The following is a 21142-nucleotide window of genomic DNA, read 5'->3' as shown; positions in this document are numbered from 1 at the left end:
GTACAACCATCCTGCCCTGACTTGCAGCTTGAGTCTTGCAGCTTGAATCTACTGACGGAGTTCCGATGCTAGAGGTCCAACAGCTTCACCAGTACTACGGCGGTAGCCACATCCTCCGGGGCCTGAGCTTCGAGGCCCGGATCGGCGAAGTGACCTGCTTGCTCGGGCGCAACGGCGTGGGCAAGACCACCCTGCTCAAATGCCTGATGGGCCTGCTGCCGGCCAGGGAAGGCGCGGTCAACTGGGAGGGCCGGGCCATCACGGGCTACAAGCCCCACCAACGGGTCCAGGCCGGCATCGGCTACGTGCCCCAGGGGCGGGAGATCTTTGCTCGCCTGACCGTGGAAGAAAACCTGCTGATGGGCCTGTCCCGCTTCCCCGGCTCCCAGGCCAAGGAAGTCCCGGCCTTCATCTACGAACTGTTCCCGGTGCTGTTGCAGATGAAGCAGCGCCGCGGCGGCGACCTCTCCGGCGGCCAGCAGCAACAGCTGGCCATCGGCCGGGCCCTGGCCAGTCGGCCCCGGCTGCTGATCCTCGACGAGCCCACCGAAGGCATCCAGCCCTCGGTGATCAAGGAAATCGGCGCGGTGATCAAGCAACTCGCGGCCCGGGGCGACATGGCGATTGTGCTGGTGGAGCAGTTCTACGACTTTGCCGCCGAACTGGCCGACCAGTACCTGGTGATGTCCCGGGGGGAAATCATCCAGCAGGGCCGCGGTGAAAATATGCAGGCCGACGGTGTACGCGGCCTGGTTACGATCTAATCTGTAGCCTCCTAACGATAACGACCCAGCATGAACTCACCTGCCGCCACCGCCCTGTTCACCCCCAGCTGGCACGCCGAACTGGAGCTGGCCTACGCCCGTTTCGGCGCCAGCACGCGCCCGGTCCTGCGCCGCCACCTGGGCCCGCTGCGGGTGCAGAAGCACCTGTACGCCGAAGGCCCCGAGGTGTGCCAGCACATCATCGTGCACCCGCCCGGCGGCATCGCCGGCGGCGACCGGCTGGCCATCAGTGCCCGGGTCGAGCGCGACGCCTGGGCCCAGTTGACCAGCCCCGGCGCCGCCAAGTGGTATCGCGCCAACAGCCCGGCCGGTCAGACCCTGGACCTGCAGGTGGCGCCGGGGGCGACCCTGGAGTGGCTGCCCCAGGAAACTATTGTCTTCAGCGCCGCCCAGGCCGAACTGACGACCCGGATCGACCTGCAAGGCGATGCCCGGCTGTTCTACTGGGACATCGTCGCCCTCGGCCGCCCGGCCAGTGCCGAGCGCTTCGAGCACGGACACTTCCAGGCCCACCTGGATATCCGTCGCGACGGCCGGCCGCTGTGGCATGAGCGCCAGCGCCTCAGCGGCGGCGACGGCCTGCTGGATTCGCCCATCGGCCTGGACGGCCAGCCGGTGTTCGCCACCCTGCTGGTGACCGGCGACATCGACAGCCAACTGCTGGAGCGCTGCCGTGCTCTGCAGCACCCGGTACGCGGCGACCTGAGCCAGCTGCCGGGGCTGCTGGTGGCCCGCTGCCTGGCCAGCGAGGCCCTGCTGGCCCGTGCCTGGCTGATCGACCTGTGGCGCCTGCTGCGCCCGGTCCTGCTGGGCCGCGAGGCGGTGCCGCCGAGGATCTGGAACACATGAAACACCTGCCCTTTTCAAACTGCCCAACGACGGATCGATCACGATGGACCTGACCCCACGCGAAAAAGACAAGCTGCTGATCTTCACCGCCGGCCTAGTGGCCGAACGGCGACTGGCCCGCGGCCTCAAGCTCAACTACCCGGAAGCCATGGCCTATATTTCCGCCGCGCTGCTCGAAGGTGCCCGGGACGGCCAGAGCGTGGCCGATCTGATGCACTACGGCACCACCCTGCTCAGCCGCGAACAGGTGATGGAAGGCATACCGGAGATGATCCCGGAGATTCAGGTGGAGGCCACCTTCCCCGACGGCACCAAGCTGGTCACCGTCCACCAACCCATCGCCTGAGGCCGCGTCATGACCTATCGCATCCGTGATGCGCTGCACGCCGACCTGCCGGCGATCCGCGACATCTACAACGACGCCGTGCTCAATACCACGGCGATCTGGAACGACGCCCCGGTCGACCTGGGCAACCGTCAGGCCTGGTTCAGCGCGCGCCAGAGCCAGGGCTATCCGATCCTGGTGGTGGTCAACGCCGAGGAGCAGGTGCTCGGCTACGCTTCCTTCGGCGACTGGCGGCCCTTCGACGGCTTTCGCCACACCGTGGAACACTCGGTCTACGTGCGCCGCGACCAGCGCGGCAACGGCCTGGGTCCACAACTGATGGCGGTGCTGCTGGAACGCGCCCGTGGCTGTGACAAGCACGTGATGGTGGCCGCCATCGAGAGCGGCAACACCGCCTCGATCCGTCTGCATGAGCGCCTCGGTTTCATCAGTACCGGGCAGATGCCCCAGGTGGGCACCAAGTTCGGGCGCTGGCTGGACCTGACCTTCATGCAACTGACTCTCAACCCCGGGGCACAACCGCCCGCCCCTCACCAGGAGTGACCTCTCGATGAACGCCGCCCAACTGCGCCGAGTCCATGGAGAAAGCTTTGCCCATTACCGCCAGGGATTGATCGACCTGCTGCTGGACTCGGTGCAGCACGGCGCGTCCGTCGGTTTCATGGCCGACCTGGACGACAGTCAGGCCCGGGCCTACCTCAGCAGCGTGCAGGCCGGGGTCGAGGACGGCAGCCTGCTGCTGTGGGTGGTGGTGCATGACGAGAGGGTCCTGGCCAGCGTGCAGTTGGCGCTGTGCATGAAGGCCAACGGGCGCAACCGCGCCGAAGTGCAAAAGCTCATGGTGCTGCACAACGCCCGGCGTCGCGGCCTGGGCCAGCAGTTGATCAATGCCCTGGAGCAGGCTGCCCGCCAGCACCGGCGCGGGCTGCTGTACCTGGACACCGAGGCCGGCTCGGCGGCGGAAGCGTTCTACCGCGCCCTGGGTTACACCCGGGTCGGCGAACTGCCCAACTACTGCCAGAGCCCGGACGGCACCTACACCCCTACCGCCATCTACTTCAAGACCCTGGGACAACCGCTATGATTCCTGGCCAATACCAGATCCAGCCCGGCGAGATCGAACTCAACGTCGGGCGCCGCACCTTGAGCCTGAAGGTGTCCAACAGCGGCGACCGGCCGATCCAGGTCGGCTCGCACTATCACTTTTTCGAAACCAACGACGCCCTGACCTTCGACCGCGCCGCCAGCCGCGGCATGCGCTTGAACATCGCCGCCGGCACCGCGGTGCGCTTCGAACCGGGGCAGACCCGCGAAGTGGAACTGGTGGAGCTGGCCGGCAAGCGCCGGGTGTTCGGCTTTGCCGGACGCATCATGGGCGACCTCTGAACACAGCTCCCAGTGACAAGCTTCAAGCGCCAAGCAACAGCGGCCTGAAGCGCTATGGATGTCTTTTGAATTTTCTTGCAGCTGGCAGCTTGAAGCTTGCCGCTCATTTCCGAGGAACGAGGAATGCGCATTTCCCGTGAGGCCTACGCCGACATGTTCGGCCCCACCGTGGGCGACAAGGTACGGCTGGCCGACACCGAGCTGTGGATCGAAGTGGAGAAGGACTTCACCACCTACGGTGAAGAAGTGAAGTTCGGTGGCGGCAAGGTGATCCGCGATGGCATGGGCCAGAGCCAGCTGCTGGCGTGCGATGTGGTGGACACCCTGATCACCAACGCCCTGATCATCGATCACTGGGGCATCGTCAAGGCCGACGTCGGCCTCAAGGACGGGCGCATCGCCGCCATCGGCAAGGCCGGCAACCCGGATATCCAGCCCGACGTGACCATCGCCATCGGCGCCAGCACCGAAGTGATCGCCGGGGAAGGCATGATCCTCACCGCCGGCGGCATCGACACCCACATCCACTTCATCTGCCCGCAGCAGATCGAAGAAGCGCTGATGAGCGGCGTCACCACCATGATCGGCGGCGGCACCGGGCCGGCCACCGGGACCAACGCCACCACCTGCACCTCCGGGCCTTGGCACATGGCGCGCATGCTCCAGGCCGCGGACGCCTTCCCGATGAACATCGGCTTTACCGGCAAGGGCAACGCCAGCCTGCCGGAGCCCTTGATCGAACAGGTCAAGGCCGGGGCCATCGGCCTCAAGCTGCACGAGGACTGGGGCAGCACCCCGGCCAGCATCGACAACTGCCTGAGCGTGGCCGACCAGTACGACGTGCAGGTGGCGATCCACACCGACACCCTCAACGAGTCCGGCTTCGTCGAAACCACCCTGGGCGCCTTCAAGGGGCGGACCATCCACACCTACCACACCGAAGGCGCCGGCGGCGGCCACGCTCCGGACATCATCAAGGCCTGCGGTTTTTCCAATGTGCTGCCCAGCTCCACCAACCCGACCCGGCCCTTCACCCGCAACACCATCGACGAGCACCTGGACATGCTCATGGTCTGCCATCACCTGGACCCGAGCATCGCCGAGGACGTGGCCTTCGCCGAAAGCCGCATCCGCCGCGAGACCATCGCCGCCGAGGACATCCTCCACGACCTGGGGGCGTTCTCGATGATCAGCTCCGACAGCCAGGCCATGGGCCGGGTCGGCGAAGTGGTGACCCGCACCTGGCAGACCGCCGACAAGATGCACCGCCAGCGCGGCCCGCTGCCGGGCGACGGCCCCGGCAACAGCAACTTCCGGGTCAAGCGCTACATCGCCAAGTACACCATCAACCCGGCGATCACCCATGGCATCAGCCATGAAGTGGGCTCCATCGAAGTCGGCAAGTGGGCCGACCTGGTGCTCTGGCGCCCGGCCTTTTTCGGGGTCAAGCCGACCCTGATCCTCAAGGGCGGAGCGATTGCCGCGAGCCTGATGGGCGATGCCAACGCCTCGATCCCGACCCCGCAGCCGGTGCATTACCGGCCGATGTTCGCCAGTTACGGCGGCAGCCGCCACGCCACCAGCCTGACCTTCATCAGCCAGGCGGCGCTGGACGCCGGAGTGCCGGAACAATTGGGCCTGAAAAAACGCATCGCCGTGGTCAAGGGCTGCCGCACGGTGCAAAAGAGCGACCTGATCCATAACGACTACCTGCCGAACATCGAAGTCGACCCGCAGACCTATCAGGTCAAGGCCGACGGTGTGCTGCTGTGGTGTGAACCGGCGGATGTGCTGCCCATGGCCCAGCGCTATTTCCTGTTCTGAAACCCATCCAGCCGCTGGGCAGGGACGGTGTTGAACCGGCGGATATGGCGCTAAGATGCGTCTCGTTTTCCACTCTCTGCCCACTAAGGTGCCCGGCTATGCGCCTGTCCGATTTCATCGTCCAGCACGTTGAGCAAATCGTTGATGAATGGGAACAATTTGCCAGGACCCTGGCCGCGGACACTCTGACCCGCAGCGACCTGCGGGATCACTCGCGGTCGATTCTGCTGGCCGCCGCCCGGGACATGCGCACCAGCCAGAGCCCGGGGGAGCAATTGGCCAAGGCCAAGGGCGAAGGCCCGGACAAGTCACCGAGCCTGGATGCGGCCGCCGCCAGCCATGGCGAACTGCGCCATCACGTGGGCTTCGATCTGGTGCAGATGACCTCGGAGTTCCGCCACCTGCGGGCCTGCGTGATCCGCCTGTGGGTCGCCAGCCTGACAACCCCGGACCTGGAGCACCTGCAGGACATGATCCGCTTCAACGAGGCGATCGACGAAGCCCTGGCCGAGTCCACCACCGCCTATGCCGAGCAGGTCAGCCGCTCGCGGGATATCTTCCTGGCGATTCTTGGCCACGATCTGCGGGCGCCGCTGCAAGCGGTGAGCATGTCCACCGAGATGCTGGCGCGCAAAGTGCCGCTGGATGAGGACGCCCTGGCCTTTGTGTCGCGGATCAAGACCGGCACCCGGCACATGGGCGCCATGGTCAGCGATTTGCTGGAGTTCGTCCGTAGTCGCCTGGGCAACGGCTTGCCCATCGACCCCGCGCCCATGGACCTGGCCAGCGCGGCCAAGGCGGCCATGGACGAAGCCTGCGCGGGCCAGCCCGACTGCCTGCCGCTATTGAGCTTCGAAGGAGACAGCCACGGCATCTGGGACCGCGCCCGCATCGAGCAGATGCTGCAGAACCTGATCGGCAATGCCTTGCAGCACGGCAGCAACCGCCGCACCGTCACCGTGACCCTCACTGGCGGCGTCGAGCAAGTGCTGCTGACCGTTCACAACTACGGCGTCCCCATCCCCCAGGAAGCCCTGGCCACCCTGTTTGACCCGCTGGTGCGCAGTGCCGACGAGGAACTGGGCAGTACCAGCACCAGCCTTGGCCTGGGGTTGTTCATCGTCAAGGAAGTGGTGACCGCGCACCAGGGCAGCATCGAGGTCAGCTCCAACGAAAGCGACGGCACCACCTTCACCGTCACCCTGCCGCGGGTGTCCCGCGCCTGAGGCACGTTACAAACGCTAGCGCTCTTGGTAGCCGCTGCCGAGCGCCAGCGAAGCTGCGAGCGAGGACGCAGTCCTCGCAACCCGATGTTGCCTGACACACCGCAGTCGCCTGGTTCTGCGGTCGCTGCGCGCCCGGTCGCAGCCTCGCTGGCGCTCGGCAGCGGCTACAGGTCATCAGTCCAGCAGCAGGCGGCCCAGGCGCTGCCTGAGCATCTGGTTCTCGGCGCGCAGTTGCCGCACTTCATCCAGCAGGTCCAGGGCCAGGGCGACCCCTTCCCACTCCAGGTCCAGATCGCGGCGCAGCTTCGCCGCGCGCTTGGCCAGGGACAGTTCGACATCACTGAAACGCCAGTTCTGGGGCGCCGTCCCCTGAGGTTCGAGGATGCCGTGCTCGACGATTTCGATCACGTAGGCCGCCGACAGGTCGGCCACTTCACAGAATTCTTCCATGTCCAGCTGAACGATCAGGGTGCTCATGATCGGCGCCTCCTAGTGTCGAATCAGAAATTTTCCCGGGGGTCGAACGCCGCCTTCTTCGCCAGCTCCTGCCACAAGGCCTTGACGTCATCGCCGGTGTGCTTGGGCATCACCGCCTTGAGCTGGACGAACAGGTAGCCGCGCTGGCCGGCCTTGTTCAGCAGACCGTGGCCCTTGGCGCGCATGCGCTGGCCGTTCTGGCTGCCGGCCGGAACCTTGAGGTTGATCTTGCCGGTCAGGGTCGGGACCGCGACCTCGGTGCCCAGCGCCAGCTCCCAAGGGGCCAGCGGCAGGGTGATGATCAGGTTTTCGCCTTCGACATCGAATTTCGGGTGCGGCGCAAAACGAATGGTCAGGTACAGGTCGCCATTGGCCCCGCCGCCCACGCCCGGCGCGCCCTGGCCCTTGAGACGGATGCGCTCGCCGTCGGTGACCCCGGCAGGAATCTTCACGTTCAGGCTCTTGCTGGTGTTGCTGACGTGCTGGCCGGCGGCGTTGTACTGCGGCACCTGGAAGCTGATCTTCTTCGACTCGGTCGACAGGGTTTCCTCAAGAAAGATCGGCAGTTCCATTTCCACATCCTGTCCACGACGACCGCTGCTGCGGCGCTGTTCCGGGCCGCCGAATCCTGGCCCCCGGTTACCAAAGATCGAACTGAAGAAGTCCGAGAAATCACCACCGTCGCCGCCGCCAAAGCCGCCACGGCTCTGCCAGCCCGGCGGCCCCTGGAAGGGCTGGCCATGCTGACCGTACTTGCGCAGGTCGTCGTATTCGGCGCGCTTGTCGGCGCTTTTCAGCGCCTCATAGGCTTCCGAGGCATCCTTGAACTTGGCCTCGGCATCCTTTTCCTTACTGACGTCGGGGTGGTATTTGCGCGCCAGCTTGCGATAGGCGGCCTTGATCGCCTTGTCGTCCGCTGTCGGCTCCACGCCGAGAATCTTGTAATAGTCTTTGAAGTCCATCGAGGGAATCACCATCCGTTATCAAAGTCGCGCGGCGTGCAGCACAGCATGCTCGGTCTGGCAGCATGAGAATTGATCAATCTCAATCCTCTGACTGAACGGCGCATCAGAAGTTTATCGGCAGCCGCGGGCGGATCTTGTGATCCCTGGACGACTGCTCGGCCCATGCCTGCAAGTTTGGGGGTCAAGGATAGTCTTTCAAGGCACAACGGGTTGCGATTTAGCACATGGTCGGCCTTTGCAACGCGCGAGGACTGGCGTACGCTGCGCGGCCGTTTTTTTCACCGGATCCAAAGACATGAACAACGCCACCCCGGCCCGGGCCTGCGGCATTGACTTCGGTACCTCCAACTCCACCGTCGGCTGGCTGCGCCCCGGCGAGGAGACGCTGATCGCCCTGGAGGACGACAAGATCACCCTGCCTTCGGTGGTGTTCTTCAATATCGAGGAACGCCGTCCGGTGTACGGCCGCCTGGCGCTGCACGAGTACCTGGAAGGCTACGAAGGCCGGCTGATGCGCTCGCTGAAAAGCCTGCTGGGCTCCAAGCTGATCAAGCACGACACCAGCGTGCTGGGCACCGCCATGCCGTTCAAGGACCTCTTGGGGCTGTTCATCGGCCAGTTGAAAAGCCGCGCCGAAGCCACCGCCGGTCGGGAATTCGAGCAAGTGGTACTGGGCCGCCCGGTGTTCTTCGTCGATGACGATGCCGCCGCCGACCAGGAAGCCGAAGACACCCTGGTGGAAGTGGCGCGCAAGATCGGCTTCAAGGACGTGTCCTTCCAGTACGAACCGATCGCCGCGGCCTTCGACTACGAGTCCACCATCGAACGCGAAGAGCTGGTACTGATCGTCGACATCGGCGGCGGTACTTCGGACTTCTCCCTGGTGCGCCTGTCCCCCGAGCGCCGTGGAGTCGATAACCGTCACGACGACATCCTCGCCACCGGCGGCGTGCACGTCGGCGGCACCGACTTCGACAAGCAGTTGAGCCTGCAGGGCGTGATGCCGCTGTTCGGCTACGGCAGCCGGATGAAGAGCGGCGCCTACATGCCCACCAGCCACCACATGAACCTGGCGACCTGGCACACCATCAACTCGGTGTACTCGCAAAAGTCCCAGCTGGCCCTGGGCAGCATGCGCTACGACATCGAAGACACCGGCGGCATCGACCGCCTGTTCAAACTGATCGAACAGCGCGCCGGGCACTGGCTGGCCATGGAAGTGGAAGAAACCAAGATCCAGCTGACCCACGCCGAGAACCGCCTGGTGGCCCTGGACCGCATCGAGCGCGACCTCAGCGTCGACCTGAGCCGGGCCCTGTTCGAATCCTCCATCGACGGTTTGCTGGAGCGCATCCGCACCAGCGTCACCCAACTGTTGAGCGACGCCAATGTTGGTGTGGCCCAGGTCGACACGGTGTTCTTCACCGGCGGCTCCAGCGGCATTCCGGCGCTGCGCCAGAGCGTGGCGGCCATGCTGCCCAACGCCCGGCATGTGGAAGGCAACATCTTCGGCAGCATCGGCAGCGGCCTGGCCATCGAAGCCAAGAAGCGCTACGGATAAGGGCAGCGGCAAGCCGCAAGTAAAGGCAAGAGCGGGATCGGCTGTAGCTTGCGGCTTGAAGCTGCAAGCTGGCGGCTGCTGTTAAACCAGGCCCGCTAGCTTCAATTCGCTCTTCAGGTAGGCGTAATAGATCGGTCCCGCCACCACCCCGGGCAGGCCGAAGGCGGCCTCGAACACCAGCATCGCCAGGAGCAGTTCCCAGGACTTGGCACTGATCTGCCCGCCGACAATCCGCGCGTTGAGGAAGTATTCCAGTTTGTGGATAAAGATCAGGTAGCCCAGCGCCGCCACGGCCACCCAGATCGACAGCGACAGCCCGACGATGGTGATCAGGGTGTTGGAGATCAGGTTGCCGATCACCGGCAACAGGCCCAGCAGGAAGGTCAGCACGATCAGGGTCTTGGTCAGCGGCAGCTTGACCCCGAACAGCGGCAGGATCAGCGCCAGGAAGATCCCGGTGAAGAAGGTGTTGAGCAGGGAGATCTTGATCTGCGCGAAGACGATGTTGCGAAACGCCTGGACCAGCAGGTGCAGGCGATCGAACAACGCCGCTGCCAGGGGCTTGCGCTTGGTCAGGTCGGGGATGCGCTGCAGGGCGATGATCGCCCCCAGGACCATGCCGATCAGCAGGGTCACGAACATGTGCGCCGCGTCCTTGCCCACCAACTGCAACTCGCTCAAGTGCTTGCTGGCCCAGGCGCCGATGGCGGCCTGGAACTCCGCGGCGCTGGCCGGCAGGTAGGCGTCGAGGAACGGCGGCAACTGGCCCCGGGCCTTGTCCACCACCACCATGAACTTGCCCAGCGAGGCGCCAGGGTTCTCCGCTTCATGCAACAGGAAACTGATGGCCCCGGCGAACAGCAGGGTCAACAGACTGACCACCAGCGTGCCCAGCAGCGCCACCGCCAGCCAGCGCGCCCGCCGGCCCTCGATCAGCCGCTGCAATTGCGGGGTGAGCATGTTGACCAGCTCGAACACCAACAGCCCCGCCAGCAGGCTGGGTAACAGACGCAAGGGCAAGGCCAGCAACAGGCCACCGAAGATGATGATCCAACTGATGAACAACAGATGACGCTGTGAAAACGCTGGCATATAGCCTCAAGACAAACAGCGGGAAAAGACCGGCAGTCTGCCAGCCTTCACCCCCGAGGAATAGTGGCAGGCGCCTTAAGGACGCGGGCTTACAGGGTACTGGAGTGTCGTGACGGACGAAGGTTCAGTCGGTTTTAGCCCCAGGCACCGGGGCTGAAAGGTCGGGCAGCGGCACGTCATAGCCGCAGTAGTGCAGGCGGGTCAGGGTCAGGCGCTTGTCCGGATAGTCGCTGCCCCAGGCACTTCCCCGGTCATAACGAGCCTTGCCGCGGACACAAACAGCCTGGAGCCGGCTTTGTACCTGAGCCAGAGCCGAAGGTGCCAGACGCTTGATCTGCAAGCTGTCAAAGAACGGCAGGATAAAGGTCCGATCCAGATCGTAACCCTTGGCGCCCAAAGCCAGACGTTGCCCGGCATGTACATAGAACGGTTGAGTAAGGCCGCTTTCCCCTTCCCAGCACCAATACCTGACCTCATCCTCCCAGAGCCCCACAGCAGGCCCCTGCCAGTGCTCATAGAAACGCAGGCACTGGTAGCTGCCCCGGGTGACCCAATCCACTTCACGGGGTTTGGCACCACTGCCGGGCAAAGCCAATGCAGCCAGCTTGCCCTGGAGAAAGGCGTCGTGGGGATACATCAGCCCATAACCCTCACCGTCGAGAAAACTGCTGACCTTCATGTACAGCGAAGACGCCGATACCTGAACATCGCCATAGGCGAAGGTCCCCTCAGTAGCGACAGACAGGCTGTCGCTGATTCTGTCGTAGTAGAAACCGCCCATGAGCGTACCGCATTCTGTGTGCCGGAACGGTTCAGGCAGGTCGAAAGAGAAACGCTGGGGCAAGGTCACTCGCTTGGCCCCTTCGCTACACAACATGCGCTGTTCGGTGCGTCGCTCCTGCGGCTTGGCGGGGAGGTTCAGGCATCCCCCGAGCAGCAATGCCAGCCCCACCACCACACTTGGACTACCCCTCATCTGCGGATAGTGTCCTTGCCATTGGCATCGATGAACGTAGGTTCAATGTACCGGGGATTCTTCTTGAACTGGTCCTGCAGCGCATTGGGCGCATCACCGCACATGCCCTTGGCAACACACAGGTAGTTCGAGTGCGGGCTATCCACTCCCATCAACGAGGTGCTGGTCGCCAGCGAACCGAAGAAACGAGCCACCGGGTCGGACGAGTGCGTGAAGTTCTGCCCCAGCAGATCCGACACGGTATCGGTGACCGGCAACATGCCGAAAAAGGTCTTCGACCCCGGACGGTTGACCTGGAAGAAGGCGCCGTTGCCGATATCGAATCCGGCGGCATCGGCGGCTTCAAAGAAGCTCTTGGAACCCACTGGGGCGCCGGACAACTGGATGCTCCCGACCTGGCCATTGAGGTTGAAATCCAGGCCGGAAATAGCCCGGTAGGTCAACAGACCGCCCTGGCTGTGGCCGGCAACGTCCAGCTTGTACTCATCCTTGATCCCGGCCTGGAAGAAATCGTGCAACTGCTGGGCGTTACCAGAGCGCACCGTCCCGCCCAGCGCCACATCCCACAGCGACTCGACCAAGTCGCCGAGAATCCCGTGCTCGGGGTTGTAGGCCTGCATGAAGGAATCGGAGCCGGTCTGCATCGCACCGTTGACCAATGCCGCCATCAGCGAGTTCTGGATGCCGTTGGTGAACACTGCACCATCACCATCGGGACGCTCGATCTCCATCAGCTTCTGCACGTTCTCGATCATCGGTTTGCCGGACACCGGGTCCACCTTGATGGTCTTGCCGTCGGACTCGTACTGGTACTTGGTCTCAACCCGGTAGAAGCGCATGTCACCCGTGATCAAGGCCGGCACCTGGGTGATCAGGCCACCATGGTTCTCGACGCCGGGCATGACGCCACCGGTGTACTTGCCAGCCTTGTCGAGCACGGTTTCCAGGAGCCCGGGAATCCAGGCCAGCGGCAGCAACGACGGGTTGTCGGCCACCACCTGGTCCGCCGCCTTACTCAGGTCACCAAACTGGGTGAAGATACCCGAGGCATTCTTGCCATAGTTCTTCATCCCCTCCTTCCACTGGTTCAGGGTCTGAATCGGGTGGCTCACCGACTCCAGGGACGACTGCGAGACATACAGGTCGGTACGCTTTTCCTTGTCCTTGGTGATTTCATAGGCCTGGGACACATCGCGGTTCAGGCCCGCCGTGGAGTCGGCGCCGGTCTTGGCGTCGTTGCGCACGGTGATGGTGCCCGCGCCCACTGTGGCCCGGACCTCTTGCTCACGCTCCTTGCGGTAGTCATAGCCGCTGACACTCCAGCCCGAAGCCCCGGTCTTGCCCTTGCCTTCCTGGCTCTTGTCATTGGTGAAAGCCACCTCCTTGCCGCCGGTGGACTTGGCGCCGTCGCCGCCGCCCCAGCCAAAGGTGCCGCCCGCGTTGACGTAGTAGCTGTGCTCCTTGTCCTGGCCGGAGATATCGCGGAAGCCCAGGGTGCCGGTGTCCAGCTTGAGGTTGCCGTTGTCGGCGGCGACCAGCGCGCCATCGAGCTGGGTGTGCTTCTCGGTGCGGATGTCGACACCGTTCTTGCCGGTGATGCTGGTCTGCTCCTGGACCCAGTTGGTCGTGCCGGTGGTCTTGCCCACGCCCAGGGAACCGCTGACGCTGCCACCGCCGCCCAGGCCGATGCTCACGGTGACGCTGGCATCCAGTTCCTTGCCGCTGACCTTGCCGGTGTCCGGCACCGAGGACACGGTCAGGTCACCGCCAACCCGGCCGATGACCTCTCCGCCGCGCAGGGTGGCGCCGGCAATGGTGGTGTCCTTGCCGCTGCTGAAACGCAGCTGGTCGCCGGCCACCAGGTTGGCGTTCTGTTGCCGCTGGTTGTCCCGGTCCAGCTGGCCCTTGCCCATGTCGACGCTGGCATAGACCGAGATGAAGTCCTTGCCACCCACCGCCAGGCCCACTTCGCCTCCACCGCTGTGACGGCTGGACTCGCTGCTGGAATCGTTCTGCGCAGCGCGGATGGTCAGGTCGTTGCCGGCCCCCAGGTCGATATCGCGCCCGGCCTGGACCTGGGTTCCGATCAGGGTCAGGTTGTTGCGCGCCTCAAGGCTGACGTCGCGCCCGGCGAGGAACACCGACGGGGTGTTGGTGCCCTGGCTCATCTGCTCGCTGGCCACACCGTTGCTGCCACCGATACCGGCACGGGCACTGCCGCCGCCGCTCTGGCCGTTGATCCCGCCCTGGCTGCGGGCGCTCTTGCTCTCTTCGGAAATCGAGCCGCGGGCCACATCCACATTGATGTCGCGCCCCACCAGGGTGATGTCGCGCCCGGCGTCGAACTGACCGCCACGAATGTTGATGTCATTGCCGGCCACGGCGCTGATGTCCCGTCCGGCACCGAGGCTGGCAGGGCTGTTGCTGTGCACTTCCTGGCGCGAGCTGCTGGACTGGCTGGCCGTGCCGAAGTGGGTCGCGGTGGTCGGCCCCGAGGTGAACTGGTTGATCGCATCCACGGTGCTCAGCACGCTGGAGGCCTTGCTGGTGTTGTCCTCGCCTTTGCCGGTGCCCTTGATCGCATCCATGGTGTTGCCGTAGTTGTGGCTGACGTTGACCGTCAGGCCATTGCGATCACGGCTCTTGCTGCGTTCCTCGATCGAGGTTTGCTTGCCGGCATCGATGCTGATATCGCGCCCGGCCTGCAGGTTGATATCGCGCCCGGCATCCACCCGCGAGCCTTCCAGGGTCAGGTCACGCCCGGCCTTGATGGTTGCATCCTGCCCGGCCAGCAACTGGCTCGGCGCCACTGTCTGCTCGGCATTGCGCGACTTCTGCTTGAGGGCTTCGCTGCCCAGGAACGCAGTAACGCCGTTGCGATCGCTCTCCAGGGACAGCCCCACATGCTTCTCGGATTTCCAGTTGCTCTGGTCCGAACTGTTGCTGCCGGCCAGCACGTTGACGTCGCGGCCCGCCCCCACGTTGAGGTTGCGCTCGGCCGCCGCCGTGCTGCCGATCATGTTGACGTCGCGGGCCGCCTGCAGGGTGGTGTCACGCCCGCCGCTGACCACGCTGCCAACGCTCTGGGACTGGGTGTTTTCCTGCCCCGACTTCTTCGCCGAGGCAATCGAAGTGAAGCTGCCGGAACTGGAAAGCCCCACCTTGCTCTTGTACTTGTCACTCTGGCTGCTAGAAGTGTTGGCCGCGTCCATCAGGTTGATGTCGCCATTCTTGTCGATCAGCCCGGCGCGCACTTCGGCATCGCGCTTGGCCTCGATGGAGCTGGCCGAAAGATTGACGTTGGTGCCGGCGATCACCACCGCGTCGTTACCGGCGCTGAGCTCGCTGCCCACCTGGGTGGTGCTGCTGGAAGTGCGGCTGTTGCCGCTCTTGTTCAGGCCGAAGCTGCCTTTCTTCTTCTGGCTGTAGGAGCTGTCCTGCTGCTCCTGGGCCGAGACCAGGCTCACGTCACGGGTGGCCCCCACCAGCAGGTCGTTGCCGGCCTTGAGCTGGCTACCGACTACAGTCACGTCGCGCCCGCCATTGAGGCTGATGCGCCCGTCCTTGTCCTGGCTGACGTTGACCATCAGGTCGTGCCCGGCGCTGATTTCGGACGCCACGTTGGTGGTCGAGGAGTCGGCGCTCTGAGTGGTCTTGCTCTTGCCCCAGGAACCTTTCTTCTTCTGGTAGGAGGTCGAGGACTGCTCGTCCTGGGCCGAGGCGATGACGATGTCGCGCTTGGCGTTGAGGGACAGGTCATGGCCGGCATCAACCTTGCTCGCCACCACCGCCAGGTCGCGCCCGGCATTGAGTTGCAGGTTGCCGCCGGTGGTCACGCTGGAGCCCAGGGTCTGCACTGTGTCGTGGGTCACCAGGCCGCGACGGATCGCGCTCTGGGTGAAGGTATGGTCCTGCACCGCCAGTAAATCGATGTCACGACCAGCGCTGAGCTTGGCATCCCCGGCGCTGGCGAGCTGACCAAGGTTGCTCAGGTCGCGGCCGGCGCTGAGGTCGAGCTGCTGGCGCGCGGTGATCTGGCTGCCCTGGTCAAGGATGGTGCGACTGCCCGAGCCGTAGCCGACGGCCACCGCGGTGCGGTCGTTGATGATGTCGCCCTTGATCGAGGTGACGCTGACCTGGTTGCCGCGAATCTCACCGGCCAGGGCGTTGCGCACGCTGTCCTGGGCCATCAGGCTGACCCGCTCGTTGGCTTCGATCAGGCCACCCTGGTACAGGCTGCCGCCGGCATTCACGCTCAGGTCGTTGCTGGCCCGCAGGGTGCCGACGTTGCTCAGGTCGCCACCGGCGATCAGGGTCATGTCGCGCCCCTGCACCAGGCTGCCGCCGCGCAGGTTGCGGGTTTCCGCCTGAGCCAGGTACAGCACCGGCACCAGCACCTTCTCGCCCTGCACTTCGCGGGTTTCCATCCACACGATGTCGTGGGTCAGCGAGGCCACCTGGGCCGGGGTCAGGGACACGCCGACGCTGAGCTGCAACTGGTCCTTGGAAGCGATGGCGTTGTCCATCAAATAGCGATACTGGTCGTAATCACTGGTCAGCCCTGCCGCGAGGAAGCGCTGCCCGGTCTGGGCCAGCACCGCATCGCGGATCAAGCGGGTTTCATACAGGCCGTCGCCCAGGCGGCGCCAGGTCTGGTCGGTGTTGTAGTTGAGGTGGCCGAGCATGTAGTCCGAACTCATGAAGCGCGACAGGTCGGTGAAGGTCGGGTTGGTCTCGATCAGGTAGCGGCCCTGGGGGTTTTGGCTCTTGACGAACAGGCCGTACTCGCCCTGGGGTACGCGGAAACTCGACAGAGAGGTCGGGTCCACGGCAGCGAACGGTACGCCGGAGAAGTCCACCGGCACGAAGCTGACTTGGGTGGTGCCGTCAGCGGCGACCTTTTCGATGCGCTGCACATCCTTGGCCACCTGATTGGCAGCGGCGGAGCTTTGCGCGTTGACTGTAATGACCTGGCCGCCCACCTGGGTCAGGTTGTTCTGTAACGTCTGCCCGGTGAGCTGGGCGCGGCTCTGTTCGGTCTGCACGCCGTTCTCGATAGTGCCGCTGACCTGCAGGTGCAAGCGCTGGCCGGCCTGCAAGGTGGAAGCGTAGGCAGTCTGGGTGCCCGGAGTGATCACCGTGTGGCTGGCGGGTTCGTAGATCGGGTACTGGGTCACCTCTGTCGGCAACGGGTCCTGCTGGCCCGGCGCGCGATTGGCGTTGGCAGCGTTCCAGGCGAGGGTCGCCCGCTCCGCGGCGCGGAACGCGCCCTGGGAAACCCCATGCAGGAAATAGCTGATGCTGTCGACCCGCTTGTCCAGGGTCAGGCCGCGGTTGTAGAGATAGTTGGCCGTAATGGAAACATCGCGGTTGGCGGCGATCAGGCTCTGGTCGTTCTCCACTGTGTCGGCACTGATGGTCAGGTCACGGTTGGACACCAGGCGGGCACCGGCGGAGTGCTCGCCCATGGTGCCTTCATAGGTGGTGTTAACGATGTAAGTGGCAGTGTGGTGATCCCCGGAACAGTCGGTGCAATTGATCACGATGTTGCGCTGGGTGATGGTTTCGCCGACCTGGTACTTGTCCATGGCGTTTTGCAGCAACGCCATGTTGAGGTTCATGTCGCCTTCGCTCTCGATGGTTCCGGAGCGGTTGCTCAGCAGGCTGGCCCGGCCACCGTCGAGGGCGGCAAAGCTGAGGTTGCCGGCACTGTAGATGTCGCCATAACTGTTGCTCAGAGTATTGCCCCGCAGGAGCATGTCGCCGCCGCTGTAGATCAGGGTGTCGGCCGAGGTGGTGATGCCGTTGCCGGAGCGCAGTTGCATCTGCCCCAGGGCCCCGAGGGTCCCACGGTTGTTGATCTGCGCCGCGGACACATAGAGATTCTGGCTGGCGATCAAGCGCCCCAGGTTGTCCAGGGTGCCGCGCAGGTTCAGTTCGCTGTCGCCGCCACTGGCGATGCGACCGCCGTACTGGTTCAGGTCGCCGGCCCCCACCGTGAGCTTGCCCCGGGACGACAGCAGGCCGCTGTTGTTCAGGTTGCCCCTCAGGTCCAGGGTCAGGTAACCGTCACTGGCCAGCTCCCCTGAGTTGTTCAGGGTCGCCGCGCCCACTCGCAGGCCGCTGGCGCTGGCGATGCGGTCGCCGGCACTCAGGTTGAGGTCGCCCCCGGTACTCAGGTCCAGCGTACCGTTGAGTTGCATCAGACCGCTGCGATCCACCGCAGCCACATCCCAGTCGCCATGGCCCAGGCCGGTGATCCGACCCTGGAAGCCGGACAGCGCCCCCAGGTCCAGTTTGAACAAGCCGCTGCCGGCGTGTTCGATGCTGCCGCCGATGTTGTTGAGCTGTCCGGCATTCAGGGCAAAGGCGCTGGAGCCCAGGGCCAGGGTGCCGCCCTGGTTGTTCAGCACGCCACCCAGGGTAATCCGGCTTTGCTCGCCAGCCAGCGCCCGTACCCGGCCCCCGGAGCTGTTGTCCAGGTTGCCGCCCACCAGCAGCAGTGAGTTGCCCGACTCCACCAGCCCGCCCTGGTTGTAGAGACTGGCCGCCACGTTCAAGTCCAACTGCCGAGCGCTGACTTCGCCGCCAAAGCGATTGTCCAGGGTCTGCCCGGTGCTGCTGAGCAGGCCATTGGCGTAGAGTTTGCCCGCCTGGTTGGTGAGGCGATCGACCACCAGCTTGAGCGCTCCGGCCTGGCTGCTGATCAGTCCAGCCTTACCGTTCAGGGCACTGTTATCCACAGCCCCAGCAGTGACTCCAAGGGTCGCGCCCTGCAGGGTGCCTCCACGGTTGTCCAGAGTGCCTTGGCCCAGTGCCACTTCGCCGTGGCCGTCCTTGACCAGGATCATCCCTTGGGCGTTGTTCAGGCCGCCGGCCACCAGGTTCAAACCATCGCTACCGGCCAGCAGTTGTCCCTGACGGTTATCCAAGGCTGCGCCCTCGACCTCCAGGCGCTTGCCCTTGAGGGTGCCGCCCTGGTTGTCCAGTTGCCCGCCCTGGGTCACCCGCAGCGCCTGTTCACCAGCGTCGATGACTCCGGCATTGTTGTTCAGGGCGCCCTGGTTGAGGTTCAGCTCCAGCGCCCCCTGATTGGCCACCACCGCGCCCTTGGCGCTGTTGTCGAGGCCAGCGGCATCGATGCCAAGGCTGGTGCCCAGCAACACCCCGCCACTGTTGTTCAACTGACCACCGTCGATCTGCAGGTGCCCGTCGCTTTGCAGGCGTCCCTGGCTGTTAAGCAGTTGCCCCGGCGTCGCTCCGTCGGCGGTCAGCGTCAAGTGCAGGCCATCGCGACCCGCCGCCAGCAGGCCACCGGCCTGATTGTCCAGGCGCTGGGTAGTGACGGTCAGCCGATCACCGGCCAATTGCCCACCACGGTTATCCAGCAGGCCGGTGTTGGTCAGCAGCAAGTGATTGCCCACCACCACACCGCCCTGGTTGTTCAGGCTGCCCGAGACGATCTGCACGTCACCGGTCTTGGCCTGCAGGTGGCCCAGGGCATTGTTCAGGTGCTGTTTGACCGTCAGCGTGAGCTTGCCGGTCTCGGCGCTCAACACCCCGGCCTGGTTCTGGCTGAGGCTGTCGAGGTTGGCGCTCAGCACGTCGCCGATGACCTGGCCCTGCTGGTTCGCCAGGTCCCGAGCGTCCAGCAGCAGGCTGTCCTTGCCCTGCAGCAGGCCGCCCTGGTTGTCGATGTCCGCGGTGTGCAGCTCCAGCGCGTCGGCGGTGAGGGTGCCGCCCTGGTTGCCGAGCTTGCCGCCGCTGTTGAGGGTCAGTTGCGGGGCGATCAGGGTACCGCCGCGGTTGTCCACGCTGCCGGCCTTGAGGTTCAGCAGCGAAGTGGCCTGCAACTTGCCATCGGCATTGACCAGGTCCTGATCGAGGCTCACTTGCAGTGCGCCCTTCTCGGCGCTGATCAGGCCCTTCTGGCTGTTGTCCAGGCGCTTGCCGGTCACCTTGATCTGGTCGGCCAGCAGCTTGCCGCCCTGGTTGAGCAGCTCCCCGCCCTGGGTTTCCAGCAGGGTCTGGGCCTGAAGCCGGCCGCCATTGTTGTTCAACTGCTCGCTGACCTTGAACGTGGCACTGCCCTGGCTGGCACCGATCAGGCCTTGCTGGTTGTCCAGCCGCTCGGCGCTGATATCGATCTGATCAGCGATCATCGAGCCCTGCCGGTTGCTCACCTCACGAGCATTGAGGGTCAGCTCGGCGCCCGCCACTTCCAGGCGCCCGCCATTGTTGTTCAGGCTGTCCAGCGTCAGGCTGGCGGCCTGGCGCTCGCCAAAACGGATCAGGCCGCCCAAGTTGGCGATGGCCGGGGTAGTCAGCACCAGTTCGTTGTGTGCCAGCACCCGGGCCTGCTCGCCCTGGTTGACCAGGCGCGCTGCCTTGACTTCGACCTTGGGTCCCTGGATCACTCCGTTCTGGTTGTTCAGGGTCTGCCGCGCCGTCAGTTGCAGATTGCCGCTGGCCAGCACATTGCCGCGGTTTTCCAAGTTGTCGGCGTTCAGCTTGACCACGCCTTGATCGTTGCGGCTGTTGTCGCTGTTGACCCCGGCCTCGATGATGCCGTGGTTGACCAGTTGCCCGGCGTCCACCACCCGCACCTGATCCCGGGCCGCCAGACTGGTGCCCACCTCGATCTGCTCCTTGGCCTGCAGGGTCGCTTCGGTCCCGGCATAGGCCTTGCCCTTGAGGTCGATGCTTTGAGCCTTGATCGCGATCGCCTGGTTGGCGCCCATGCCGGCGACCGTGACCTTGCCGTTGGCATCGATCTGGATGTCGCCGGTGCTGGCCGCCATTTCCCCGGACATGTTCACGCCCACGCCCTTTTCCGTGCCCACCAGGCGGATCGCCCCCGCGTACATGCCGCCCAGGGCCGAGCTGTCGATGGCCAGTTCCGGCTTGGCGCTGGCGTCGGCGTCCCGGGCCGTGACGCTCAGGTCGTCGGCCTTGACGTCGTTGCGCCCAGTAATGACGTTGAGCTTCTTGGCGTACAGGTCGGCATTGAGTTTGGTGCTGCGGGTGATCAGGTCGAACTGATCGATGTTGCTGGCGTTGAGGCCGGCGCCTTCAATGCTGATGTCACCGCCATCGACCTGGAAACGATCGAGCTTCTGCCCTTCGATCACCGGTTTGCCGGTGGTCAAGGTGGCCCGCGGAGTGTTGATAAAGCCGCAACCGTTACAGGTGATGCCATGGGGGTTGGCGACGATCACCCGGGCCGACTGACCGGCGACCTCGGTGTAGCCCGCCAGCTTGCTGCGATTGCTGCCGGTGACTTCGTTGAGAATCACCTGAGCCGCCTGCCCCTTGAGATTGGGGTTGCCGATGATGTAGCCGCCCAGCTGGGTGTTCTGGGTCGAACCGGTGGCGTTGTTGAGGATCAGGCCGTTGCTGCCAACGTTGTATTCGCTGAATTTGTTGTGGGACAGCCCGGCGCCATTGGCGGCGTTGATATTGACGATGGGTACGCCATTGCCCGCCGCGCCGATGGTGGCGTTACCGCCTGCGGCCGGGTCCAGGGTCAGGCCGGCGGCCACACTGACGATCGGGTTGAGAAAGAGAATCCCCGACAGCGACAGGGCAATGCATTGGGCAAAAGGCTTGCGTACGTCCATGTGCGAATCATCCATTCAATAACGTGGCGGGCGAG

At 64.6% G+C, this 21142-nt stretch carries 14 protein-coding genes; 9 read left to right on the top strand and 5 right to left on the bottom strand.

What is annotated here, in order from left to right; genetic code table 11:
- The first annotated feature begins 65 nt into the window (after positions 1-65).
- The 8 genes from urtE to POS17_RS03090 all read left to right on the top strand — a co-directional run bounded on the left by urtE (position 66) and on the right by POS17_RS03090 (position 6416).
- The gene (gene urtE / locus POS17_RS03125) at positions 66-764 is read left to right on the top strand and encodes an urea ABC transporter ATP-binding subunit UrtE (RefSeq protein ID WP_060837313.1); all 699 of its coding nucleotides are present in this window, start codon (positions 66-68) and stop codon (positions 762-764) included.
- Between the two features lie 30 nt (positions 765-794).
- On the top strand, positions 795-1634 hold the full coding sequence (locus POS17_RS03120) for an urease accessory protein UreD (protein WP_060837312.1): 840 nt from the start codon (positions 795-797) through the stop codon (positions 1632-1634).
- Positions 1635-1677: 43 nt separating this feature from the next.
- Positions 1678-1980, top strand: a complete 303-nt coding sequence (locus tag POS17_RS03115; RefSeq protein ID WP_060837311.1) for an urease subunit gamma — start codon at positions 1678-1680, stop codon at positions 1978-1980.
- A 9-nt stretch (positions 1981-1989) separates the two neighbouring features.
- Positions 1990-2523, top strand: coding sequence for a GNAT family N-acetyltransferase (locus tag POS17_RS03110; RefSeq protein WP_060837310.1), 534 nt, complete (start codon positions 1990-1992; stop codon positions 2521-2523).
- Between the two features lie 7 nt (positions 2524-2530).
- The gene (locus POS17_RS03105; RefSeq protein ID WP_060837309.1) at positions 2531-3064 is read left to right on the top strand and encodes a GNAT family N-acetyltransferase; all 534 of its coding nucleotides are present in this window, start codon (positions 2531-2533) and stop codon (positions 3062-3064) included.
- Positions 3061-3366 (top strand): urease subunit beta, encoded by a 306-nt coding sequence (locus tag POS17_RS03100; RefSeq protein WP_060837308.1) that lies wholly within the window; start codon positions 3061-3063, stop codon positions 3364-3366. The genes POS17_RS03105 and POS17_RS03100 overlap by 4 nt, the downstream gene beginning before the upstream one ends.
- Before the next feature lie 123 nt (positions 3367-3489).
- Positions 3490-5190, top strand: a complete 1701-nt coding sequence (gene ureC / locus POS17_RS03095; RefSeq protein WP_060837307.1) for an urease subunit alpha — start codon at positions 3490-3492, stop codon at positions 5188-5190.
- A gap of 98 nt (positions 5191-5288) precedes the next feature.
- Positions 5289-6416 carry a sensor histidine kinase gene (locus tag POS17_RS03090; RefSeq protein ID WP_060837306.1) on the top strand — a complete coding sequence of 376 codons (1128 nt, stop codon included), beginning with the start codon at positions 5289-5291 and terminating at the stop codon, positions 6414-6416.
- A 174-nt stretch (positions 6417-6590) separates the two neighbouring features.
- On the opposite strand, the gene POS17_RS03085 is transcribed toward POS17_RS03090, so the two are convergent.
- Positions 6591-6896 carry a chaperone modulator CbpM gene (locus tag POS17_RS03085; RefSeq protein ID WP_173655925.1) on the bottom strand — a complete coding sequence of 102 codons (306 nt, stop codon included), beginning with the start codon at positions 6894-6896 and terminating at the stop codon, positions 6591-6593.
- 20 nt (positions 6897-6916) lie between these two features.
- Entirely contained in the window at positions 6917-7855 is a 939-nt protein-coding gene (locus tag POS17_RS03080; protein WP_060841868.1) for a DnaJ C-terminal domain-containing protein, read from the bottom strand.
- Positions 7856-8153: 298 nt separating this feature from the next.
- On the opposite strand from POS17_RS03080, the gene POS17_RS03075 reads away from it, so the two are divergent.
- A complete protein-coding gene (locus POS17_RS03075) occupies positions 8154-9419 on the top strand; it encodes an Hsp70 family protein (protein WP_060837304.1) in 1266 nt (421 codons plus the stop codon).
- An 81-nt stretch (positions 9420-9500) separates the two neighbouring features.
- On the opposite strand, the gene POS17_RS03070 is transcribed toward POS17_RS03075, so the two are convergent.
- The 3 genes from POS17_RS03070 to POS17_RS03060 form a co-directional block, all read right to left on the bottom strand.
- The gene (locus POS17_RS03070; protein WP_060837303.1) at positions 9501-10511 is read right to left on the bottom strand and encodes an AI-2E family transporter; all 1011 of its coding nucleotides are present in this window, start codon (positions 10509-10511) and stop codon (positions 9501-9503) included.
- A gap of 124 nt (positions 10512-10635) precedes the next feature.
- Positions 10636-11487 (bottom strand): hypothetical protein, encoded by an 852-nt coding sequence (locus POS17_RS03065; protein ID WP_173655884.1) that lies wholly within the window; start codon positions 11485-11487, stop codon positions 10636-10638.
- Positions 11484-21107, bottom strand: a complete 9624-nt coding sequence (locus POS17_RS03060; protein WP_060837302.1) for a hemagglutinin repeat-containing protein — start codon at positions 21105-21107, stop codon at positions 11484-11486. Before POS17_RS03060 ends, POS17_RS03065 begins: the two co-directional genes overlap by 4 nt.
- Positions 21108-21142: the final 35 nt, after the last annotated feature.

It is taken from the genome of Pseudomonas sp. Os17 (genome assembly GCF_001547895.1).
Taxonomy (GTDB): Bacteria; Pseudomonadota; Gammaproteobacteria; order Pseudomonadales; family Pseudomonadaceae; genus Aquipseudomonas.
Note: the sequence above shows the minus strand (reverse complement) of the source record. Positions and strands in the feature narration are given on the sequence as shown.